Raw genomic sequence first — 21150 nt, 5'->3', positions numbered from 1 at the left:
ATTGGGCGAAATCATATCGCCCTTAAGAGGTGTCCGGAATCATTAGGCCAGTTCAGAACGGCGCCTCGAATCCCCTGCAGGAGCGAACTTTTTCGCGAGACGGTGGCACAGACAACAGAAAGATGTCGCCTGACATCCCGCCTCGCCAACAAGTCGGCTCCTACAGGTCAATGCGGATTGGCAGCCACAAAAAAGCCGACACCAGGTCGGCTTTTTTGTGGGCGATTGAACGCTTAGATGGTCAGGGTCCAGTCGTAATCCACTACCAGCGGCGCATGCTGCGAAAAACGCGGCTGGCGCGGCAGACGGGCGCTACGCACGAAACGGCGCAACCCCGGGGTCAGCAACTGATAGTCAAAGCGCCAGCCCAGATTCAGCATCTCGGCCTGCTCGTTGTCCGGCCACCAGCTGTACTGATCGCCTTCACGGCTGACTTCACGCAGGGCATCGACATAACCCATGGTGCCGACAATCTCGTCCATCCACGCACGCTCGGGTGCCAGGAAGCCTGGAGATTGCTGGCTGTCACGCCAGTTCTTGATGTCGAGCTTCTGCTGCGCCACATACAGCGAGCCACAATAAATGTACTCGCGGCGTTTGCGACGCTGCTTGTCCAGGTATTTGCCAAAGTCGTCCATGAGCTTGAATTTCTGATTCAAGTCCTCGTCGCCATTCATTCCCGAAGGGAGCAACAAGGTTGCAATACTGACTTTGTCGAAATCTGCTTGCAGGTAACGCCCATAGCGGTCGGCTGTTTCAAAGCCAAGGCCGCTGATTACTGCTTTCGGTTGCAACCGCGAGTAAAGCGCCACGCCACCTTGGGCTGGAACTTCAGCTTCGCAGGCATAAAGGAAATAGCCATCCAGCTGATAGGCTGGGTCGTCCAATTCGAAGGCAGAGGCGCGGGTGTCCTGAAGGCAGATGACGTCGGCATTCTGAGCTTGCAGCCAACTGAGCAAACCACGCTCGACTGCAGCCTGAATGCCATTTACGTTCACACTGATGATCCGCATAAATGGCCCCAAAAATCACGTGCGTGTATGATACCCGAGCTCTACCTAATTAGCTAAATCCGTGGTATTCGGGGCTTTTTTCATGCAGGCGTATCAGCGCGATTTCATTCGTTTTGCCATCGATCGTGGGGTTTTGCGTTTCGGTGAGTTCACTCTCAAGTCCGGGCGCACCAGTCCGTACTTCTTCAATGCCGGCCTGTTCAACAGCGGTTCTGCCCTGGCGCAGCTGGGGCGTTTCTACGCTGCGGCAGTGGTCGAGAGCGGTATTTCTTTTGATGTATTGTTCGGCCCGGCCTACAAGGGCATTCCTCTGGCGGCCGCGACTGCCGTGGCTTTGGCCGAACATCACGGTCGTGACTTGCCATGGTGTTTCAACCGCAAGGAAGCCAAGGCCCATGGCGAAGGCGGCAGTCTGGTTGGCGCGCCGTTGACCGGCAATGTGCTGATCATCGACGACGTGATCACCGCTGGCACCGCCATTCGTGAAGTCATGCAGATCATCAAGGGCCAGGACGCGACCGCCGCTGGCGTGCTGATTGCGCTCAATCGTCAAGAACGCGGCACCGGCGAGCTTTCGGCGATTCAAGAAGTCGAACGTGACTTCGGCATCCCCGTGGTCAGCATCGTTTCCCTCAATCAGGTGTTGCAGTTCCTCGCCGATGACCCGCAACTCAAACAGCATTTGCCTGCGGTCGAAGCTTATCGCGCGCAGTTCGGGATCTAAGGGCCTTCATGTCCGCACTGAATCGGGTTGCTCAGGGATATAAAAAGAGGCTCAGCTGGAGAACGCTGGGCTTCGTTTGTGCACTTTTATCCCTGAGCATTGGCCCGATCACAGCGCCGCAGGCCGCCGACGCCCCGCAGGTAATGCTTTACCGCTACGTCGACAGCAGGGGCGTGACCGTTCTGGATCGCCAGGGTGTGCCGCCGGAATATGTCGGCAAGGGCTATGAAATCCTCAATGCCCGAGGCCGGGTGGTCCAAACCGTCCCGCCTGCACTGACTGCCGAGCAGGTTCAACAGGCCCAGGCGCAGAAGGCCCAGGCCAGCGCGGATGCGCAGCTGATGAGCCTGTACAGCAGTGTTGAAGACGTGGATCGAACCAAGGCTCGCAAGCTTTCAGAGCTGGATACGCTAATCGGCCTGACCCAAGGCAACCTGAACGGCGTAATGGCGCAGCAGGCAAGACTGCAAGGCCAGGCCGCCGATCAAGAGCGAGCGGGCAAGCCAGTGACTAAAGCATTGATCAACAAACTCGATGACCTACGCGATCAGCAGCAGCGTCTTGACCAGGACATCAAGCGCTACCAGGCAACCCGCGAACAAGCCGAGGCGACGTTTGATCAGGATCGGGTGCGGATTCAAAGGTTGATGGCGCAGTAATTTCGGCGCTGGTCAAAAAAGGCCCTGACGGAGAAATCCGGCAGGGCCTTTTTTTTGCTGTGGATCTGACAGACCACTTTCGCAGCCTTCGGCAGCTCCTACGGACGATCACTTAACCTGTGGGAGCGAATTCATTCGCGAATACGCCTGCACAGACGCTGAATCTCTATCGAATGTACTGGCCCTTTCGCGAATGAATTCGCTCCCACAAGGATGGATCTAACTTCCGCTTAAACGTGACGCTTACGGTTGCTGATCAGCGTGCCCACACCAGTATCGGTGAAGATTTCCAGCAATACGGCGTTTGGAACACGGCCATCAATGATGTGCGATGTCGTCACGCCGCCCTGAACTGCTTCCAGCGCGCATTTGATCTTGGGCAGCATGCCGCCGTAGATGGTGCCGTCGGCAATCAGGCCGCTGACTTGCTCGGTTGTCAAACCGGTCAGCACGTTGCCTTGTTTGTCCATCAAGCCAGCGATGTTGGTCAGCAGCATCAGCTTTTCAGCCTTGAGGGCTTCAGCGACTTTGCCTGCAACCAGGTCGGCGTTGATGTTGTAGGACTCGCCGTCAGCACCCACACCAATCGGCGCGATAACCGGGATGAAGTCACCTTTTACCAGCATGTTCAGCAGGTCGGTGTTGATCCCGACCACTTCGCCGACATGGCCGATATCAATGATTTCCGGCTTGGTCATTTCCGGCGTCTGACGTGTGACGGTCAGGCGCTTGGCGCGGATCAGCTCGGCGTCTTTACCGGTCAGGCCGATGGCGCTTCCGCCATGACGGTTGATCAGGTTGACGATGTCTTTATTGACCTGGCCGCCCAGAACCATCTCCACAACGTCCATGGTTTCGGAGTCAGTCACGCGCATGCCATCGATGAAGTGGCTTTCGATGGACAAACGCTTGAGCAGATCGCCAATTTGCGGCCCCCCGCCGTGTACCACTACCGGGTTGATGCCTACTGCCTTCATCAACACGATGTCGCGCGCGAAGCCGGTTTTCAGCTCGTCGCTTTCCATGGCGTTGCCGCCGTATTTGATCACCAGCGTCTTGCCTACGAAGCGGCGGATGTAAGGCAGCGCTTCGGACAGAACCTTGGCGACATTGGCAGCGGAATCACGTTCGAGGGTCATTCAAGGCTCCAGTCAAAGGAAAAAACAATCAGAACGGAAGTTGGAGATCCGGCGCAACTTTTTTCAGTTCAGCGTGGAACACATCCTTGATGCGCTGCAGTTCGGCTTCGGTTTCAGCTTCAAAACGCAGCACCAGGACCGGCGTTGTGTTGGAAGCGCGAACCAGGCCCCAGCCATGTGGATAATCCACACGCACGCCATCAATGCTGGTCAGTTTGGCATCGCCCCACTGAGCGTCTTTCTCCAGTGCTTCTATGATGCTGAACTTGGTGGTATCAGTCACTTTGATGTTGATTTCAGGAGTCGAAACATCGTTCGGGAAGGTCTCGAACAGCTCTTCAGCCGTCATCGACTCCTGGCTGAGGATTTCCAGCAGGCGCGCGGCGCTGTAAATGCCGTCATCAAAACCGAACCAACGCTCCTTGAAGAAGATGTGGCCGCTCATTTCGCCAGCCAGCAGCGCGCCGCTTTTCTTCATTTGCTTCTTGATCAACGAGTGACCAGTCTTCCACATGACTGGGCGGCCGCCATGCTCCTGAATCAGCGGCGTCAGACGACGGGTGCATTTGACGTCGAAAATGATGTCGGCACCCGGATTACGCTTGAGCACGTCCAGGGCGAACAGCATCAGCAGGCGGTCTGGATAAACCACGTTGCCTTCGTTGGTCACCACGCCGACGCGGTCGCCGTCGCCGTCGAATGCCAGACCCAGATCAGCGCCAGTCTCTTTGACCTTGGCGATCAGGTCTTGCAGGTTTTCCAGCTTGCCCGGATCCGGGTGGTGATTCGGGAAGTTGCCGTCGACTTCAGCGAACAGCGAGATCACTTCACAGCCCAGCGCTTCGATCAGCTGTGGCGCGATGACGCCAGCCGCGCCATTGCCGCAATCCACGACCACTTTCATCTTGCGGGCCATGACGATGTCGTCTTTGATCTGCTTGAAATAGCGATCCAGGATGTCGACCTTGGTGACGCTGCCTTTTGCCGAGGTCAGGTTGCCAGTCTTGATGCGCTCATGCAGCGCCTGGATCTGCTCGTTCGCCAGTGTGTCGCCCGCGATTACGATCTTGAAGCCGTTGTAGTCTTTCGGGTTATGGCTGCCGGTCAGCATCACGCCGGTCTTGCCCGCCAGCACGTTGGCCGCGTAGTACAACGCAGGGGTCGGCACCAGGCCGACATCGCTGACGTGGCAACCGCTGTCGTGCAGGCCTTGAATAAGCTGTTGAACCAACTCTGGGCCGGACAGACGTCCATCGCGGCCAACGCTGACGTTCGGCTCGTTCTGGGCCAGGCTTTCGGAGCCAATGGCGCGACCGATCCAATACGCTGTTTCAGCGCTCAGGGTGTCCCCGACCACACCGCGAATGTCGTAGGCGCGGAAGATGTCATCAGGGAATTTTGGTGCAACGGGTACTGGACTGCTCATAACTGGGGGGTGCTCCGATCTCAGGAAGTCCTGGTTTTCGTCGAGGATGTCGATATCGAGAATGTCGGTATCTTGAAACAGCGGGTCGGTCAACATGGTGCCTGAGGCTGCACGTGGAGCCGATGCTGAAGCACTACTCATTTCAATACTGGGTGTACGGCGAGGCTCTGCCGCTAAATCAACGGCCCCGGTTACGGGATGTTGAGTGGAGGGAGAGAAGCGCGCCAGTTGCCGGGCCAGCCTGTCGAGGGCCGGTAGGCCCAAACCGAAGGGTTTGACGGCTTTTCCGCTGGAGAGTTCTTGAAGCAGCTCGTCCAGTTGTCGGACATCAGCGCAAATCCGCCGCTGTATTGCCCGCTCATTGAGGTACAGGCCAAGCAGAACACCGGCTAGCGCCACCAACGCAGCGAATGTCAAAAACAGCCACGCCGGGGTGTTTTTCAACCCGGGCCCGGCGGCAAACTCAAGTTTCCAGCTGGCAAATCCGGTATCGATAGACTGCGGCTGGCCGCCATCTGACTGCCCGCGCTCCAGGAAAACCTGCTCCGGGCCATTGCCAAACTGCTGGATCAAACGCACCCGCGCCATTGCCTCAGGGATTGGCGGTATTGCGTTGACGAGACGTTGCGGGTCGAAGGCTAACAGTAACGTGCCGCTGATAGGTCCCGTTGGCGTTGCACGCACAGCCGCCGCGCTGTAGATCATCCAGCGCTCGCCGACCTTGCGCGCTTCGGGCGCGGCTTGCTCGCCCTGGGCGGCTTTGTTAAGCATATCCAGGGTGGAGAAACTGACGGGCAGTGCGCCCTGGTTATCGATGTCCATGCCCAGCGGGTTGAGGCGGGCGCCCAACACACCGTCGCTTGGCCGCAATTGGCTTTGGGCCTGCTCGATGATGGCGGCGTCGCCACTTTTCAACGCCTGGACCAAGGCCGAATTCTGCGCCGCAGCCCGGGTTTCGGCGTTGATCTGCTTCAGCGCAACACCCACCGACGCGGCCTGACTGCTGCCCAATGCCTGCTCAACCGACGACTGCCCTTGAGAATTACCGCCCAGCGCCAGATACACCAGCATGCTGGCTGCAATCAGGCCGATCAGGGCCGGAAAAATACCCGGAAAGAAGGCGTACAGCCCCGCAGCAGGGGGCTGGTGATCAACCATTGCTTGATGCTGACTGCCTTTCACCTGAGCGCTCTCCGGTAATTCATCCTGCATCTGGACAATCATCCATTCGTCACGCGATGAACTTCAGGCGTCTGGGCCGCGAACCTGCACGTCAATGCTCAGTGACTGCCCGAGTGACCGAAGCCACCAGCGCCACGCTGGCTTTCGTCAAACTCTTCAACCAGTTCGAAATGAGCCTGAACCACCGGCACCAGCACCAACTGAGCCAGGCGCTCGCCGATTGCGATTTTGAAAGCGGTCTGCCCGCGATTCCAGCAGGAAACCATCAGCTCGCCCTGATAATCAGAGTCGATCAACCCCACTAGATTGCCCAACACGATGCCGTGCTTATGGCCCAGGCCCGAGCGCGGCAGAATCAGTGCTGCCAGCCCAGGGTCGCCGATGTAGATCGACAGGCCGGTCGGGATCAGCAAAGTCTGGCCCGGCTCGAGAACAGTGTCTTCCTTGAGCATGGCGCGCAAGTCCAGGCCGGCAGAACCGACGGTGGCGTAAGCCGGCAAAGGAAATTCGCTGCCAATGCGAGGGTCGAGGATTTTGGCTTGTAGAGCGTGCATTCGTGATTAAACCTGGTTCATTCGTTCGGCGATAAAAGTGATCAGCTGACGGGCGATCTTGCCCTTGCTGGTCTGGGCGAAGAGCGTAGCGTGCAACGCTCGGTCGATCACGCTGCAAGCGTTCTCTTCGCTGTTGAAACCGATGCTGGGGTTGGCAACATCGTTGGCCACGATCAGATCAAGGTTCTTGTCCTTGAGCTTACGCGCAGCATAGTCCAGCAGGTGTTCGGTCTCGGCGGCGAAACCGACGCTGAACGGGCGATCCGGACGCGTCGCGATGGTCGCCAGAATGTCCGGATTACGGACCATCTGCAGCAGTAGGCCGTCACCGGTGGATGGGTCTTTCTTGAGCTTGTGCGGCGCGACCACTTCAGGACGATAGTCCGCGACGGCGGCCGAGGCGATAAACAAGTCGCAAGGAATGGCGGCCTCGCAGGCGGCCAGCATGTCCCGGGCACTGACAACGTCGACGCGGGACACCCGGTCCGGGGTCGGCAGGTTGACCGGGCCGGTGATCAAGGTGACGCGTGCGCCCGCTTCAACTGCGGCCTCGGCCAGCGCAAAACCCATTTTCCCGGAGCTGTGGTTGGTGATGTAGCGCACCGGATCGATGTTTTCCTGGGTCGGGCCGGCCGTGATCAGTACATGTTTTCCGGTCAGGGACAGCCGCTGGAAGCAATCAGCCGCAGACTGGGCCAGATCATCCGGCTCAAGCATGCGCCCGAAACCAACGTCGCCGCAGGCCTGGCTGCCGCTGGCCGGGCCGAAGATACGGAAATCACGCTCTTCAAGCAGGCGAATGTTGGCCTGCACCGAGGCGTCGCGCCACATTGCCTGATTCATCGCTGGCGCGACAGCAACAATGGCGTCCGTGGCCAGCACGATGGTGGTCAGCAGGTCATTGGCGATGCCCTGGGCCAGGCGCGCGATGAGGTCTGCAGTGCCGGGCGCAATCAGGATCAGGTCGGCCCATTTGGCCAATTCGATATGGCCCATGGCGGCTTCAGCGGCCGGGTCGAGCAAATCCAGGTGAACCGGGTGCCCGGACAGCGCCTGCATGGTCAACGGGGTGATGAACTCAGCGCCCCCTCGGGTCATGACGACACGCACTTCAGCGCCCTGATCGCGCAGACGTCGAACCAGTTCTGCGCTCTTGTAGGCCGCGATGCCACCGCCGACGCCGAGAACAATGCGTTTCCGATACAGCCGCTGCATAGGCCTGCCTTTTAGTCGAGTGATACGCGACGGCGATGACGCCTCCCAGGGGGCTGTTGCCGTTCAGAGCGAGGGTGCCGGAGCACTGATCGCCGCGCAAAAAAGATGGGCTAAGATAGCACAGCGACCGCACCGGAACAGCGGTGCCCACACACATGGAGGTGCTATGAGTATTCGCAACTGGCCTGCGGCCGAACGCCCGCGTGAGCGGCTGCTTGAACTGGGTTCGGCAAGTCTGTCGGACGCTGAGCTGCTGGCCATTTTTTTACGCACCGGCGTGGCCGGAAAAAGTGCTGTAGACCTGGCTCGTCATCTGTTGAATCAATTTGGCGGGCTGCGTGAATTACTGGAAGCCGACCTGAGTACATTCAGTTCGCATCTGGGCCTTGGCCCGGCCAAATTCGCGCAATTGCAGGCGGTCATGGAAATGGCGCGGCGGCATATGGCTGAAACCCTCAGGCGGGAATCGGCTCTGGAAAGCCCTACACAGGTGCGCAACTACCTCAAAGCCTTGCTGCGCCACGAACCTCACGAAGTCTTTGGCTGCCTGTTTCTCGACAACAAACACCGGGTGCTGGCTTTCGAGGTGCTGTTTCACGGCTCGATCAACAGCGCCCATGTGCATCCACGCCAAGTGGTCAAGCGCGCCATGGCGCACAACGCTGCCAGCCTGATCCTCTGCCACAACCATCCGTCAGGCGTGACCGACGCCAGCCAGGCGGACATCGACCTGACCAAACGCCTGCGCGATGCGTTGTGGCTTATCGATGTAAAGGTGCTCGATCACGTCATCATCGGCGACGGTGACCCGCTGTCGATGGTGGAGTGTGGGTTGATGTAGCCCGGACACCTGTAGGAGCGCGCTCTTCCTGTGGGAGATTCTATGTTTGCTCGCAAGCTGATGTGACGACGTGGGACCGGCTTTAGCCGGGAAGGCGGCATTTCAGACGATAAATATCGGATGAATATACTGACCTCTTCCCGGCTAAAGCCGGTCCCACGTCGTCGTCCTAATATTGAGAACACTTCTGTGCGAGCTTGCTCGCGAAGGCGATGGTACTACCGATGGAAGGCATCTGGATGTGCCGGCCTTTTCGCGAGCAAGCGCGCTCCCACAGGATCCCCGATTCGCAAAAAATCGGTGATCACTCCATAAAGGTCACAACCCCATCCGCCAGCGACTTGACCCGGGCCAGGGACTCTACGCGATAGCCTTGGGCATCCAGCTCGGCGCGGCCGCCCTGGAAGGACTTCTCGATCACGATGCCAAGCCCTGCCACCTTTGCACCTGCCTGTTTGATGATCGAAATCAACGCCTGGGAGGCTTTACCGTTGGCCAGGAAGTCATCGATGATCAGCACGTTGTCGCTGCTGTTCAAATGCCGAGGTGAGATGGCGACGGTGCTTTCAGTCTGCTTGGTGAACGAGTAAACCGTCGCCAGCAGCAGGTTTTCGGTCAGCGTCAGCGACTGATGCTTGCGGGCAAAGATCACCGGCACACCCAGCAACAAACCTGTCATGACCGCCGGGGCAATCCCCGAAGCCTCAATGGTGACGATCTTGGTCACGCCGGAATCAGCGAACAGCGCGGCGAATTCCTGGCCGATCTGCTGCATCAACACCGGGTCGATCTGATGGTTGAGAAACGCATCGACCTTCAATACCTGGTCGGAAAGGACGATGCCTTCATCGCGAATTTTCTGATGCAGTGCTTCCACGGTGCTTCCTCAGGTGCGCGTACAGGCGCAAAAAATGGTCAGACTTATCGTTTGAGCATGGCGCGGATGTCCGCCAATGCCGTATTGCCGCGCACGGCCTTCACTTCGGTCGGTGTGTCATCGTTGCCTTCCCATGCCAGATCGTCCGGTGGCAGCTCATCGAGGAATCGGCTCGGTGAGCAGTCAATGATTTCTCCGTACTGTTTGCGCTTGGCGGCGAAGGTGAACGCCAGTGTCTGCCGGGCGCGGGTAATGCCCACGTAGGCCAGACGGCGCTCTTCCTCGATGGTATCGGCCTCGATGCTGGAGCGGTGCGGGAGGATTTCTTCTTCCATGCCCATGATGAATACGTAGGGAAACTCCAGCCCTTTGGATGCATGCAGGGTCATCATCTGCACGCCCTCGGCGCCGTCCTCTTCTTCCTGTTGACGCTCCAGCATGTCCCGCAGAACCAGCTTGCCGATGGCCTCCTCGATGGTCATCTCGCCTTCTTCGTCTTTTTCGAGGGTGTTTTTCAACGCCTCGATCAGGAACCAGACGTTGCCCATTCGGTAATCGGCAGCCTTGTCGCTGGAGCTGTTCTGGCGCAGCCAGTTTTCGTAATCGATGTCCATGACCATGCTGCGCAGGGCGGCAATCGGGTCATTCTGGGCGCACTGCTGACGAACGCCATCCATCCAGCGCTTGAAGCGTTGCAAACGGTCGGTGTAGCGGCTGTCCAGATGCGTGCCCAGGCCGATTTCGTCGGTGGCGGCGTACATCGAGATCTTTCGCTCGGTGGCGTAGTTGCCCAGCTTCTCCAGAGTCGTGGAGCCGATTTCCCGGCGCGGCACGTTGATCACCCGCAGGAAGGCGTTGTCGTCGTCCGGGTTTACCAACAGGCGGAAGTAGGCCATCAGGTCTTTCACTTCCTGACGGCCGAAGAAGCTGTTGCCGCCAGACAAGCGATACGGGACCTGATGGTGCTGCAACTTCAGCTCGATCAGTTTCGCCTGATAGTTGCCGCGATAGAGAATCGCAAAATCGCTATAGGGGCGGTCGGTACGCAAATGCAGGCTGAGAATTTCAACCGCGACGCGCTCGGCTTCGGCGTCTTCGTTGCGGCAACGGATGACGCGGATTTCATCGCCGTGGCCCATTTCACTCCACAGTTGCTTCTCGAACTCGTGGGGGTTGTTGGAGATGAGTACGTTGGCGCACCGCAGAATCCGGCTGGTGGAGCGGTAGTTTTGCTCCAGCATGACCACCTTCAGGGACGGATAGTCATCCTTGAGCAGCATGAGGTTTTCAGGCCGCGCGCCACGCCAGGCGTAAATCGACTGGTCATCGTCACCCACCACGGTGAACTGGTTGCGCATGCCGATCAGCAGCTTCACCAGCAAGTACTGGCTGGCGTTGGTGTCCTGATATTCGTCCACCAGCAGGTAACGGACCTTGTTCTGCCACTTTTCCAGAATGTCGGCGTGCTCCTGGAACAGCTTGACCGGCAACAGGATCAGGTCGTCGAAGTCCACCGCGTTATACGCCTTGAGCGTGCGCTGGTAATGGGTGTAGACGATCGCGGCGGTCTGTTCCTTGGGGTTGCGGGCGTTTTCGAGCGCCTCGGCTGGCAGAATCAGGTCGTTTTTCCAGGAGCCGATCATGTTCTTGATTTCGTCGACGCCGTCGTCGCCGGAATATTCTTTTTGCATGATGTCGGTCATCAGCGCTTTGACATCAGTTTCGTCAAAGATCGAGAAGCCCGGCTTGTAGCCCAGCCGCACATGTTCCTTGCGGATGACGTTCAGGCCCAGGTTGTGAAACGTCGACACCGTCAGGCCGCGACCTTCGCCTGCACGCAGCAGCGAGCCGACCCGCTCCTTCATCTCGCGGGCCGCCTTGTTGGTAAAGGTCATGGCGACGATGTACTGGGCACGAATGCCGCAGTTCTGAATCAAGTGGGCGATCTTGCGCGTGATCACACTGGTTTTGCCGGAGCCTGCGCCGGCGAGCACCAAAAGAGGGCCGCCGACGTAGTTCACGGCTTCTTGCTGCCGGGGATTGAGTCGGGACATCGGGAAGAGAGTCACTTACGAAATGGGCGGGCATTTTAACAGGCTGTGGCGATTGTGCAGCGACCGTCCGCCATTACGTGCCGACTTATATAGCGCGCGGCTATCTAATTTTTTTGGTTTTGTTACATTTGCGCACCTAAACGCTGTGTGAGCGTCGGCTAGTCCCTACGCCAGGGCTGTCTGTTCGGTCTCTTTTTCGAGTCTTTGGAGCTAACTTGCCAACGCCTGTCCAACCCTTGCGGTTGTTGTTACTGGCCCAAGAGCCAGAATGGCCGGCATTGCTGCGCGAGTGCCTCGGCCCGCCAGGAACTGAAACGGTACTGCATTGCGCCACCCACTGGGATGCTGGCTGCCAGGTTTTCGTTGACGACGACACCGTGCTGCTGACCACGCCAGCGCTGCAACCGGCGCCGGGACGCTGCAAGCTGTCCGTCATCATGCTGCTTGATGAGGAGCCAGCATCTGCGCCCATTGGCGCGGTCGACTGGCTGGTTCGCAGCGAACTCACCCCCGCCATCCTGCGCCGTTGCCTGCGCCATCTGCGCGAGCGGGCCTTGCTGGAAAACACCTTGCAGAGCCTTGCCGAGCAGGACCCATTGACCGGCATCGCCAATCGGCAGGGCTTTCAGACCTTGCTGGCAGCGCGTTTGCTGGAGAACAAAGGTCGCGGCCTGGCCCTCGGCCACCTGGATCTGGATAACTTCCGCCGCGCCAACGACGCTCTCGGCCATCAAGCAGGGGACCGACTGATCTTGCAGGTGGTTGCCAGGCTCAAGAGCCAGTTAGAGGCGGGCGATCAGATTGCTCGCTTGGGCAGTGATGAATTCGCGCTTCTCATTGACACCCGCCGCGCTCCCCACAGAGCCGAATGGATGGCAGAGCGCATCACCCAGACCTTGTCCGAACCCTATTGGATCGATGGCGAAAGTCTGCTGATCGGCTGCAGCCTGGGCATCGCCCATTCACACGTGGAATCCGGCGCCGACCCGCTGATGTGGCACGCGCACATCGCCATGCAACAGGCTAAAGGCATACAGGGCTGCACCTTTCATGTGTTCAACGAGCGCATCAATCGCAATGCCCGCAGCCTGGCTGATCTCGAAACAGACCTGCGTCGCGCGCTGCGCCGAGACGAGCTGGAGCTGCATTATCAGCCCCGGCTGTGCCTGACCAGCGGCCAGATTGTCGGCCTCGAAGCGCTGGTACGTTGGCGGCATCAGGAGCGAGGGTTATTACCACCCAACGAATTCGTGCCTCTGGCGGAACAAAGCGGGCTGATCGTGCCGCTCGGCTACTGGGTAATTTCTCGCGCCTTGCGCGATATGCAGGCCCTGCGTGAACGCGGTCTGCCGCCACTGCACATGGCGATCAATCTGTCCTTTCGGCAATTTCAGGACAACCAGCTGCTGGCGACACTGGGCAGGCTGATTGACGAGCGCGATATCGATGCGCAGTGGCTGGAGTTCGAACTGACAGAAACCGCCGTCATGCGCCGTAGCGATCTAGTCAAACAGACCATGGACGCTCTCGGCCGTCTTGGAGTACGTTTTTCGCTGGACGACTTCGGCACCGGATTCTCGTCTTTCGTCCACCTCAACAGCCTGCCCATCGCGCTGCTCAAGATCGACAAAAGCTTCGTGGGCGAGATGGAACAGCGCGAGGAAAATCGCAAGCTGGTTCACGCCATGATCAACCTGGCGCACAACCTGAACCTTGAAGTGGTCGCCGAAGGCGTTGAAACCGCCGAGCAACTGGCCCTGCTGCGAGAGTTTGGCTGTGACCAGGTTCAGGGCTACCTCATCAGCCGACCGCTGCCGATGCCTGAGCTGGTGAACTACCTGACGTTTGATCAGCATGCGTCAGGGGTTTTGGCCGGAAATTGAAGTACCGCATAACCCTGCGGGAGCGAGCTTGCTCGCGAAGGGGCCGATAAATCCAATGCATCTCTGATGATGCTCGGAATATCGCCTTCGCGAGCAAGGTGGAGCGCCACCCCAGCCGCTCCCACAGGTGCTGCATCTTGCAGGCATGTCACCGTCTTGTAGGAGCTGCCGAAGGCTGCGACAGCGGGCTTTCTGACACACCAGCATTCGCAGCCTTGGGCAGCGCCTACAAGGCGATCAGCCCATCACCGGCACTGCCGCCTCCTGCCGCAACAACCGCGAAGTCTTGCGCTCGAACGCCCAGGTCAGCGCCACTGCTGAACACAGCAACCCCAGCGCCAACCCCCACCACACGCCGACCGCACCGTGGCCTGTATAAAAGCCGAAGATCCACGCTGCGGGCGCTGCGACCAGCCAGTAACTTGCCAGGCCGATCAGGAAGGTGGTGCGGGCATCTTTGAAGCCGCGAATCGCACCCATGGCGATGGTCTGCGTGCCATCGAGAATTTCGAACCAGGCGGCGATCGCCAGTAGCTTCACGGTCAGCTCCACGATTTCGGCGAACTTGGGGTCGCGGATGTCGAGAAACAAGCCAATGATCGTATGGGGCGCGAGCCAGAACAGCATGCCGAAGGCCAGCATCACGGTGCCGCCAAAGGCTATGCCTGCGCGGCCGGCAGTCCGGGCCAGAAGCAGGTTGCCTGCGCCGTAGTGCTGGCCGATGCGCATGGTCACCGCGTAGGAAATCCCCACCGGAATCATGAACGCCATGGACACCGTCTGCAGCGCGATCTGGTGGGCAGCCATCTGAGTGCTGCCCATGGCCCCCATGCAAAAGGCCGCAAAGGTGAACAGGCCGACTTCAACGGCGTAGGTCCCGCCAATCGGCAAGCCCAGCCGCCACAACTCCTTGAGATGACCGCTAGACAGTTGCCAGAAACCATCGCGAATCGGGTACGGCGCATAAGCCGGATGGCGGCGGATATGCAGGGCAAGAATCAGGGCCATGGCATTGGTGACCACGGCGGTGACCAAACCGATGCCCACCAGCCCCAGATTGGGCAGACCGAACATTTCATGAATCAGCGCGTAGTTGAGCAGGAAGTTGGCCGCTGCTCCACCAAGGCTGATTGCCATGACCGGACCCGCACGCCCCAATGCACTGGTAAAACCGCGCAGCGCCATGAAGGTCAGCAAACCGGGCAGGGCCAGGGGCAAAGTGATCAGAAACTGACCTGCCATGTGTACGTTGGCCTCGGTCTGGCCGAACTGGAGCAGGATCGGTTCCAGGTTCCACAACAGCAACATGGCAATAAATGCCATGCCCCAGGCCAGCCAGATACCGGCTTGCACCAATTGCGCGGCACCTTTGTTATCACCAGCCCCGTGGCGAATCGAGACCAGCGTGCCTACCGCCGCCATCACGCCCACGCAGAAAAACGAAATCAGGTTGTAGCTGGCGGCGCCCAATCCTCCGCCCGCCAACGCTTCGGGGCCGATTTTGCCCATCATCACGGTGTCGGTGAAGACCATCAGCATGTGCGCCATCTGGGACGCAATCAGCGGTCCGGCCAGACGCAGGATGATCCAGAGTTCTTTTAGGGCAGGTTGTTGCATAGGAACGGCGCTCGATGCTTAGGCACTTATGAGCGGCACATTCTCGGCATTTTTCTGGCTTGGCACAAAGGGATAAATCAGATCAGTAGCATGAGTAAAAATCATGAGTTAGATTTGCCGGCAAAAGTCTGCTATCCCGCAGTAGGAGCGTTCTGAATGCCTCGTAGTCTTCCTCCCCTTTATGCGTTACGCGCATTTGAAGCTGCTGCGCGACACAGTTCGTTCACCCGCGCCGCGCAGGAGCTGTCGATTACCCAAAGCGCGGTCAGCCGGCACATCAAAACCCTCGAAGAACACTTCGGCTGCCGACTGTTTCAGCGCATCGGTCGCACAATCCAGCTCACCGAAGCCGCACGCACCTTGCTGCCGGGAGTACGCGACGGGTTTTCTTCACTGGAGCGGGCGTGCAATACGCTGTCCATCGAGGAAGGCGTGCTGCGCATGAAAGCCCCGCCGACATTGACGATGCGCTGGCTGCTCGCGCGGCTCAGCCGGTTCCGCCACCTGCAGACGGGCAACGAGGTGCAACTGACCAGCGCCTGGATGGAAATCGACGTGGTGGATTTCAGTCATGAACCGTTCGATTGCGCCGTGCTGCTCAGCCGCGGCCACTTCCCGGCGGACTGGGAAGCGATCTATCTGTTTCCGGAACTGCTTATACCCGTGGGCGCGCCGACCCTGATGGATGAGCCGTGGGATATCGAAAGGCTGGCCGCTGCCGAGTTGCTGCATCCAACCCCCGATCGTCGGGATTGGCGCAACTGGCTGGAGCGCACCGGGTTATCAGACAAGGTTTCGCTAAAGGGCGGCCAAGTCTTCGACACACTGGAGCTCGGCATGATCGCCGCCGCCCGGGGTTACGGGGTTTCCATGGGCGATTTGCTGATGGTTGCCGAAGATGTCGCGCAAGGCCGTCTGAGCCTGCCATGGCGCACGGCGGTGTACAGCGGTGAGGACTATTATCTGGTCGGCCCACGCACCCGGCCAGGGACAGAGCGGCTGCGCAGACTGGGGGATTTCCTGCAGAGCGAGGTCAAGGCGATGGAACTGCCCACGGTCGAAATTCTCAGGTAACGCTACATTTTGAAACATCTCGCAATCGTTTGCTTTATCCAAATGGTACTCAAGTTCTATCTCCCGTTGCCGATGTGTAACATTGAGGCCCTTTTCTGACAGCCCTGTCAGAAACCGCCCACCCACCTAATCAAAATGCAGCTGAACGGCTATTAGAGGTCATTGAAGACCCTCCGTTCGGCCAGGAGTCGTCATGTCCAAGCCTCGTGCCCGAATTGCTTCGCAACTCGGTATTGCCCTGGCTGTCATTCTGGCAGTCGTAATATCCGGCAGTACCCTATTTGCATTGCGTTCCCTGGACTCGTCCAACCTTGTCATCCGCGAAGAACACATGGCGAGTGAGGCGCGGTTATTGGCAGACCAGCTCAACACCTTCCACAGCACTTTGCGCGACAGCACCCAGCGGCTGAGCGGGCTGTTTGAAAAGCGCTTTTCCAGCGGTTTGACGGTGCAAGCCGACCAACCCGTGGCAGTGGCCGGTGTGCAAACGCCCAGTCTGATGCTGGCGGGCGCTGCGCTGAACAACAACTTCAAGGAAGTTGACGAATTCCGCCAGCTCACTGCCGGTGTTGCCACGGTATTTGTGCGCAGCGGTGATGAATTCGTCCGCATCAGTACCTCCCTGACCAAGCAGGATGGCTCCCGCGCCATCGGCACTCTGCTGGATCGTAAGCACCCAGCATATGACCGCCTGATTACAGGCCAGAGCTATGTTGGCAAAGCGGTGCTGTTTGATCGCTATTACATGACTCAGTACAGCCCGGTGCGCGACGGCGCGGGCAAGGTCATCGCCGTTCTGTTCGTGGGTTTCGACTACACAGACGCGCAAAATGCCCAGTTCGAGAATCTGAAGAATTTCCGCATCGGCAAAACCGGTTCGCTGTCCTTGCTTGATGATCAGAATCGCTGGCTGGTACCGCCCGCAGGCGTTCAGGCGCTGGAGGAGGCGGGCAAAACGGTTTCCGGATTCGTCCAGCAACCGGGTAAAGGCCAGACCTGGAGCGACGGCACTCAGGATTTCTACAGCGTCGCACAGCCTTTCAAAGACGGCCCATGGACGGTGCTCGCCAGCATGCCAGACACTGAAATCAGTGCCGTTACCTGGACCGTGGGAACACAACTGGCGATTGGCAGCCTGCTGGCGATGCTCATCGCAGTGGCCTCGGCAATCTGGCTATTGCGCAGCAAACTGCGTCCGCTGTCCGATCTGGTACAGCAGGCAGAAGCGTTGGGGGCAGGTGACCTGAGCGTGCGCCTGAATATCACCAGCAATGACGAAATCGGCCAGCTGGCGACCAGCTTCAACAAGATGGGCGAAGCTCTGTCGACCATGGTTTCGCACATTCGCACGGCGGCTCAACAGGTGAGCAGTCGCGCCCATGAACTGTCAGGCCTGTCCGGTGGCGCCTATCGCGGCATGGAGCAGCAGTCGGGTGAGATCGTCAGCATGGCTGGCGCGGTCGAGGAATTCAGCGCCACGTCGCTGAATATCGCCGACAACATGGGCAATACCGAGCGATTGGCTCAGGAAAACGCCCAGCAAACCCGTATCGGCCGTGCATCCATGCAAGAAGCCTCTTCGTCGCTGGAGCAGATCGCCACGTCCATCAACAGCACTGCGACAGTGATCAACACCCTTGGTCAGCGCTCGCAGGAAATCGGCAGTATCGTCGGCGTAATCACCTCGATCGCCGATCAGACCAACCTGCTGGCTCTCAACGCCGCCATCGAAGCTGCCCGCGCAGGCGAGCAGGGTCGGGGCTTTGCGGTGGTCGCCGACGAGGTTCGCAGCCTGGCAACCCGCACACGGGATGCCACCAACGAAATTTCAGTGATGATCACCAGCATCCAGCAAGAAACCGGCAATGCCATTACCACCATGCAGCAAGGTAATGCGCAGATGCAGGAAGGTCTGGCCCGCAACGCCAAAGTCGCTGCCGCACTGGCGCAGATTGATGAGCAGAGTCGCTCGGCCGGTCAGCAATTCGCTGCGATCACGACTGCAACCCAAGAGCAGAGCAGTACCGCAACCTTGCTCAGCAGCAACTTGCAAAGCATCGCGATGGCGAACAGTGAACAGCGCGAAGTGGTTTCGCATCTGGCAGTGACTGCCGAAGAGCTGAACTCATTGGCCGCCGAACTGCGCAACGAGGTTGATCGGTTTCGCTGAGTCAGACAGCAAACGCGAATCCTTGGAGCTCACGAGCAACGCGAGGCGGCGATGGCGGTGTGTCTGACACACCGCTATCGCTGGCCTCGTAAGCTCGGGGAGCTCCTAAAGGTCAGCGTTCGTGCCCGCTGACCACGTGGGACCGGCTTCAGCCGGGAAGAGGCCAGTACATCCACGCCATATTTGTCTTCTGAAATACCGCCTTCCCGGCTAAAGCCGGTCCCACGAGATCGCATTTCGCTCGTGGAAGTGGTGCTTGCCAGGGCTGCGAAGGCGGTGCGTCAGATACACCGTTTTTTCGCAGCCTTCGGCAGTTCCTAAAATCCTGTTTACTGCCCGACAGCCACCAATTCGATTTCAAATACCAGCGGCGTGAACGGATCGATCAGATCTCCTGCACCTTCAGCGCCGTACGCTTCCGATGAAGGAATCACCAACCGCCATTTCGCCCCGACCGGCATGTTCTGCAAGGCGGTGGTCCAGCCGCTGATCACGCTGTCCAGGCGGAACCACTGTGGCTGGGCGCTCTGGTCGAAGATCGTGCCATCAGGCAAGCGCCCGACATAACGGACCTGCACACGACCATCGATACTCGGCTTGGCGCCGGTGCCGGGCTTCAACTCAGTCATCAGGATACCGTCGGCCAGTTCGGTGACACCGGGCTTGGCTTTCTCGCTGGCCATGAACTTATGTTCCGCTTCCAGAGCCGCTTCGCTTTGCGGGGCGCTCACACCTGAAGCTTCAGCCTGGGCGAGTTCTGCATCGTGCTCACTCAGAATCTGTTCGATGCGCTCCTTCTTGATGGCCAGCGGCTCGCCTTTGTAGGCTTGCTGAAGACCTTCCATCAAAGCCTTCAGATCAAGATCCGGGACTTCCTGATGCAAGCGCTCACCCAGACTCGCGCCCAGACTGTACGCAAGATCGTGCGACTCGCTCGAGGGTGCAGCTTGTACGGCCTGAACCACCGGCAACAAGAGGAACAACGACGTTAACAAGTAGCGCGACATGAATGCTCTCCGGCCTGGGAAGGCAGCGATTATGCCAGTGCAAGCGGCCTGTGTGTGGGGGGTATTTTCGGGGTGATCCTGACGCGGTTTTTTGCTGCCGCCTCAAGGCATTTTCCCGGTCATGCAACAGGGGCCATATTGCAGTGTCAAGATGCCCTAGCGGCGGTGCAGGCAGAGGTCTAGTATGAGCCGCAATTCAGTCAGTCAGGAGGTAAGTCATGTCGGCCAAAAAGAAGCCAGTAAGTACCCCGTTGCATTTGCTCCAACAACTGTCGAGCAGCCTGCTTGAACACCTTGAAACCGCCTGCTCGCAAGCTTTGGCTGATGCCGAAAAACTGCTCGCCAAGCTCGAAAAGCAGCGCGGCAAGGCTCAAGAAAAACTGCACAAGTCGCGAACCAAATTGCAGGACGCCGCGACCGCTGGCAAAGCCAAGGCTCAGACCAAGGCCAAGGACGCCGTTGCTGAACTCGAAGAATTGCTCGACGCGCTGAAAGAGCGCCAGACACAAACCCGTGGCTACATCCTGCAACTCAAGCGCGACGCTCAGGAAAGTCTGAAGCTCGCTCAGGGTGTAGGTCGCGTCAAGGAAGCGGTAGGCAAGGCACTGAGCACTCGCGCTGCGAAACCGGCTCCAGCCAAGGCAGTGGCCGCCAAAGCCGCAACGCCAGCAGTTAAAACTGCTGCAGCAAAAGCACCGGCTAAAACGCCTGCCAAAGCTGCGGTGAAAGCGCCTGCCAAGGCTCCAGCCAAAGTTGCAGCGGCCAAGCCTGTGGCTAAACCAGCCGCAACCAAAGCCCCCGTCAAGGCAGCTGCAACCAAAGCACCGGCTGCAGCAGCCAAGCCCGCCGCTAAGCCAGCAGCCAAGGCACCGGTTAAAGCCCCGGCCAAAACTGCAGCGACAAAAGCTCCGGTTAAAGCCGCTGCCGCCAAGGCTCCAGCCAAACCGGCCGCTGCCAAGACCCCGGCTGCAAGCGCTGCCACCAAGCCGGCCGCGAAAGCCGCTGCCAAACCGGTAGCTGCAAAAACGCCCGCAAAAGCAGCTGCCAGGCCAGCCGCCAAAGCACCGGTCAAGGCTCCGGCCAAACCGGCCGCCGCTAAACCTGCTGCCAAGCCTGCTGTAAAACCAGCCGCTGCCAAGCCAGCAACTCCGGCCACACCTGCCGCTACTGCCTCTCCGGCAGCTGCTGCACCGGTAACACCTGCTGCACCAGCCAACGGCAACAACACGCCAACCAGCGCTTCCTAAGGCCGGTTCATCGCGACGCGCAGCACTTGCAGCGCGTCGCGATTCCGGTTGGCGGCTTCACCCGCAAGGCCCGTCAACCAATCTGCCTGATCTTCCGTTGATACCCCTGGCCAGTCCTGGCTCAGCGTCTCCAGTCGCACAATCAGCTCCCGTTCCGCAGCCAGCTCCAGCGCCTTGACTTGCTCTCGAAGCAACGCCAAAGGCGGGTCCAGTTGTGCAGCGTCGCGCCATTGCATTCGCAATTCCCGAAGCGGACGCACCACCGCGTCATCCCAAGGTCTGGCCAACTGTCCGATTTCCAGCATGCACCGCGAATCGCAGGGCACGCCGCGCTGCATCAGCCAGGCACCGCATAACAGCACGCAGACATTGGCCCCGCTGGCTTGCAGACTCAGGCAGGCCTGTTCGACACCCTGTCTGGCGTACAAATCGAGAGTGAAACTCCAAAGGTCAGAAGGCATAGTTGAG

Annotated in this window: 17 protein-coding genes; 7 read left to right on the top strand and 10 right to left on the bottom strand. The window is 59.1% G+C overall.

Annotated elements, in window-relative coordinates; all coding sequences use genetic code 11:
• Positions 1 to 233 precede the first annotated feature (233 nt).
• A complete protein-coding gene (locus tag IV01_RS16155) occupies positions 234 to 1013 on the bottom strand; it encodes an exodeoxyribonuclease III (protein ID WP_032627668.1) in 780 nt (259 codons plus the stop codon).
• Positions 1014 to 1095: 82 nt separating this feature from the next.
• On the opposite strand from IV01_RS16155, the gene pyrE reads away from it, so the two are divergent.
• Both pyrE and IV01_RS16165 read left to right on the top strand, forming a co-directional pair.
• Positions 1096 to 1737 (top strand): orotate phosphoribosyltransferase, encoded by a 642-nt coding sequence (pyrE, locus tag IV01_RS16160; RefSeq protein WP_032627679.1) that lies wholly within the window; start codon positions 1096 to 1098, stop codon positions 1735 to 1737.
• Positions 1738 to 1880: 143 nt separating this feature from the next.
• Entirely contained in the window at positions 1881 to 2396 is a 516-nt protein-coding gene (locus IV01_RS16165; protein WP_229636105.1) for a DUF4124 domain-containing protein, read from the top strand.
• 230 nt (positions 2397 to 2626) lie between these two features.
• Here IV01_RS16165 and argB read toward each other — a convergent pair whose 3' ends face one another.
• The 4 genes from argB to coaBC all read right to left on the bottom strand — a co-directional run bounded on the left by argB (position 2627) and on the right by coaBC (position 7912).
• Entirely contained in the window at positions 2627 to 3535 is a 909-nt protein-coding gene (gene argB, locus IV01_RS16170; RefSeq protein ID WP_032627665.1) for an acetylglutamate kinase, read from the bottom strand.
• 28 nt (positions 3536 to 3563) lie between these two features.
• The gene (locus tag IV01_RS27280) at positions 3564 to 6119 is read right to left on the bottom strand and encodes a phosphomannomutase/phosphoglucomutase (protein ID WP_154232199.1); all 2556 of its coding nucleotides are present in this window, start codon (positions 6117 to 6119) and stop codon (positions 3564 to 3566) included.
• Between the two features lie 122 nt (positions 6120 to 6241).
• Positions 6242 to 6697, bottom strand: coding sequence for a dUTP diphosphatase (dut, locus tag IV01_RS16180; protein WP_032627664.1), 456 nt, complete (start codon positions 6695 to 6697; stop codon positions 6242 to 6244).
• A 6-nt stretch (positions 6698 to 6703) separates the two neighbouring features.
• The gene (gene coaBC / locus IV01_RS16185) at positions 6704 to 7912 is read right to left on the bottom strand and encodes a bifunctional phosphopantothenoylcysteine decarboxylase/phosphopantothenate--cysteine ligase CoaBC (protein WP_032627663.1); all 1209 of its coding nucleotides are present in this window, start codon (positions 7910 to 7912) and stop codon (positions 6704 to 6706) included.
• A gap of 166 nt (positions 7913 to 8078) precedes the next feature.
• Here coaBC and radC point away from each other — a divergent pair, with 166 nt between their 5' ends.
• Positions 8079 to 8753 carry a RadC family protein gene (radC, locus tag IV01_RS16190; protein WP_032627662.1) on the top strand — a complete coding sequence of 225 codons (675 nt, stop codon included), beginning with the start codon at positions 8079 to 8081 and terminating at the stop codon, positions 8751 to 8753.
• A gap of 304 nt (positions 8754 to 9057) precedes the next feature.
• Here radC and IV01_RS16195 read toward each other — a convergent pair whose 3' ends face one another.
• Both IV01_RS16195 and rep read right to left on the bottom strand, forming a co-directional pair.
• Positions 9058 to 9630 (bottom strand): xanthine phosphoribosyltransferase, encoded by a 573-nt coding sequence (locus tag IV01_RS16195; protein WP_032627661.1) that lies wholly within the window; start codon positions 9628 to 9630, stop codon positions 9058 to 9060.
• 44 nt (positions 9631 to 9674) lie between these two features.
• Positions 9675 to 11684, bottom strand: a complete 2010-nt coding sequence (gene rep, locus IV01_RS16200) for a DNA helicase Rep (protein WP_032627660.1) — start codon at positions 11682 to 11684, stop codon at positions 9675 to 9677.
• Positions 11685 to 11899: 215 nt separating this feature from the next.
• Between rep and IV01_RS16205 the strand changes: the two genes are divergently transcribed.
• Complete coding sequence (locus IV01_RS16205; RefSeq protein WP_032627659.1) at positions 11900 to 13567, top strand: putative bifunctional diguanylate cyclase/phosphodiesterase; 1668 nt, start codon at positions 11900 to 11902, stop codon at positions 13565 to 13567.
• 237 nt (positions 13568 to 13804) lie between these two features.
• Here IV01_RS16205 and IV01_RS16210 read toward each other — a convergent pair whose 3' ends face one another.
• On the bottom strand, positions 13805 to 15184 hold the full coding sequence (locus tag IV01_RS16210) for a NorM family multidrug efflux MATE transporter (RefSeq protein WP_032627658.1): 1380 nt from the start codon (positions 15182 to 15184) through the stop codon (positions 13805 to 13807).
• A gap of 156 nt (positions 15185 to 15340) precedes the next feature.
• On the opposite strand from IV01_RS16210, the gene IV01_RS16215 reads away from it, so the two are divergent.
• Entirely contained in the window at positions 15341 to 16258 is a 918-nt protein-coding gene (locus IV01_RS16215) for a LysR substrate-binding domain-containing protein (protein WP_032627656.1), read from the top strand.
• Positions 16259 to 16451: 193 nt separating this feature from the next.
• Complete coding sequence (locus IV01_RS16220; protein WP_032627655.1) at positions 16452 to 18428, top strand: methyl-accepting chemotaxis protein; 1977 nt, start codon at positions 16452 to 16454, stop codon at positions 18426 to 18428.
• 329 nt (positions 18429 to 18757) lie between these two features.
• On the opposite strand, the gene IV01_RS16225 is transcribed toward IV01_RS16220, so the two are convergent.
• A complete protein-coding gene (locus IV01_RS16225) occupies positions 18758 to 19435 on the bottom strand; it encodes an FKBP-type peptidyl-prolyl cis-trans isomerase (RefSeq protein ID WP_032627654.1) in 678 nt (225 codons plus the stop codon).
• A gap of 218 nt (positions 19436 to 19653) precedes the next feature.
• Between IV01_RS16225 and IV01_RS16230 the strand changes: the two genes are divergently transcribed.
• On the top strand, positions 19654 to 20682 hold the full coding sequence (locus IV01_RS16230; protein ID WP_032627653.1) for an AlgP family protein: 1029 nt from the start codon (positions 19654 to 19656) through the stop codon (positions 20680 to 20682).
• Here the strand turns inward: IV01_RS16230 and IV01_RS16235 are convergent.
• Positions 20679 to 21143 carry a TIGR02444 family protein gene (locus tag IV01_RS16235; RefSeq protein ID WP_032627652.1) on the bottom strand — a complete coding sequence of 155 codons (465 nt, stop codon included), beginning with the start codon at positions 21141 to 21143 and terminating at the stop codon, positions 20679 to 20681. The two genes, IV01_RS16230 and IV01_RS16235, sit on opposite strands and share 4 nt — an antisense overlap.
• Positions 21144 to 21150: the final 7 nt, after the last annotated feature.

It is taken from the genome of Pseudomonas syringae (assembly GCF_000737245.1).
Classification (GTDB): domain Bacteria; phylum Pseudomonadota; class Gammaproteobacteria; order Pseudomonadales; family Pseudomonadaceae; genus Aquipseudomonas; species Aquipseudomonas syringae_J.
Note: the sequence above shows the minus strand (reverse complement) of the source record. Positions and strands in the feature narration are given on the sequence as shown.

Coding starts and splice junctions, on each gene's coding strand:
- IV01_RS16155 (WP_032627668.1), bottom strand. CDS start 1,013: ATGCGGATCATCAGTGTGAACGTAAATGGCATTCAGGCTGCAGTCGAG.
- pyrE (WP_032627679.1), top strand. CDS start 1,096: ATGCAGGCGTATCAGCGCGATTTCATTCGTTTTGCCATCGATCGTGGG.
- IV01_RS16165 (WP_229636105.1), top strand. CDS start 1,881: ATGCTTTACCGCTACGTCGACAGCAGGGGCGTGACCGTTCTGGATCGC.
- argB (WP_032627665.1), bottom strand. CDS start 3,535: ATGACCCTCGAACGTGATTCCGCTGCCAATGTCGCCAAGGTTCTGTCC.
- IV01_RS27280 (WP_154232199.1), bottom strand. CDS start 6,119: ATGGTTGATCACCAGCCCCCTGCTGCGGGGCTGTACGCCTTCTTTCCG.
- dut (WP_032627664.1), bottom strand. CDS start 6,697: ATGCACGCTCTACAAGCCAAAATCCTCGACCCTCGCATTGGCAGCGAA.
- coaBC (WP_032627663.1), bottom strand. CDS start 7,912: ATGCAGCGGCTGTATCGGAAACGCATTGTTCTCGGCGTCGGCGGTGGC.
- radC (WP_032627662.1), top strand. CDS start 8,079: ATGAGTATTCGCAACTGGCCTGCGGCCGAACGCCCGCGTGAGCGGCTG.
- rep (WP_032627660.1), bottom strand. CDS start 11,684: ATGTCCCGACTCAATCCCCGGCAGCAAGAAGCCGTGAACTACGTCGGC.
- IV01_RS16210 (WP_032627658.1), bottom strand. CDS start 15,184: ATGCAACAACCTGCCCTAAAAGAACTCTGGATCATCCTGCGTCTGGCC.
- IV01_RS16215 (WP_032627656.1), top strand. CDS start 15,341: ATGCCTCGTAGTCTTCCTCCCCTTTATGCGTTACGCGCATTTGAAGCT.
- IV01_RS16220 (WP_032627655.1), top strand. CDS start 16,452: ATGTCCAAGCCTCGTGCCCGAATTGCTTCGCAACTCGGTATTGCCCTG.
- IV01_RS16225 (WP_032627654.1), bottom strand. CDS start 19,435: ATGTCGCGCTACTTGTTAACGTCGTTGTTCCTCTTGTTGCCGGTGGTT.
- IV01_RS16230 (WP_032627653.1), top strand. CDS start 19,654: ATGTCGGCCAAAAAGAAGCCAGTAAGTACCCCGTTGCATTTGCTCCAA.
- IV01_RS16235 (WP_032627652.1), bottom strand. CDS start 21,143: ATGCCTTCTGACCTTTGGAGTTTCACTCTCGATTTGTACGCCAGACAG.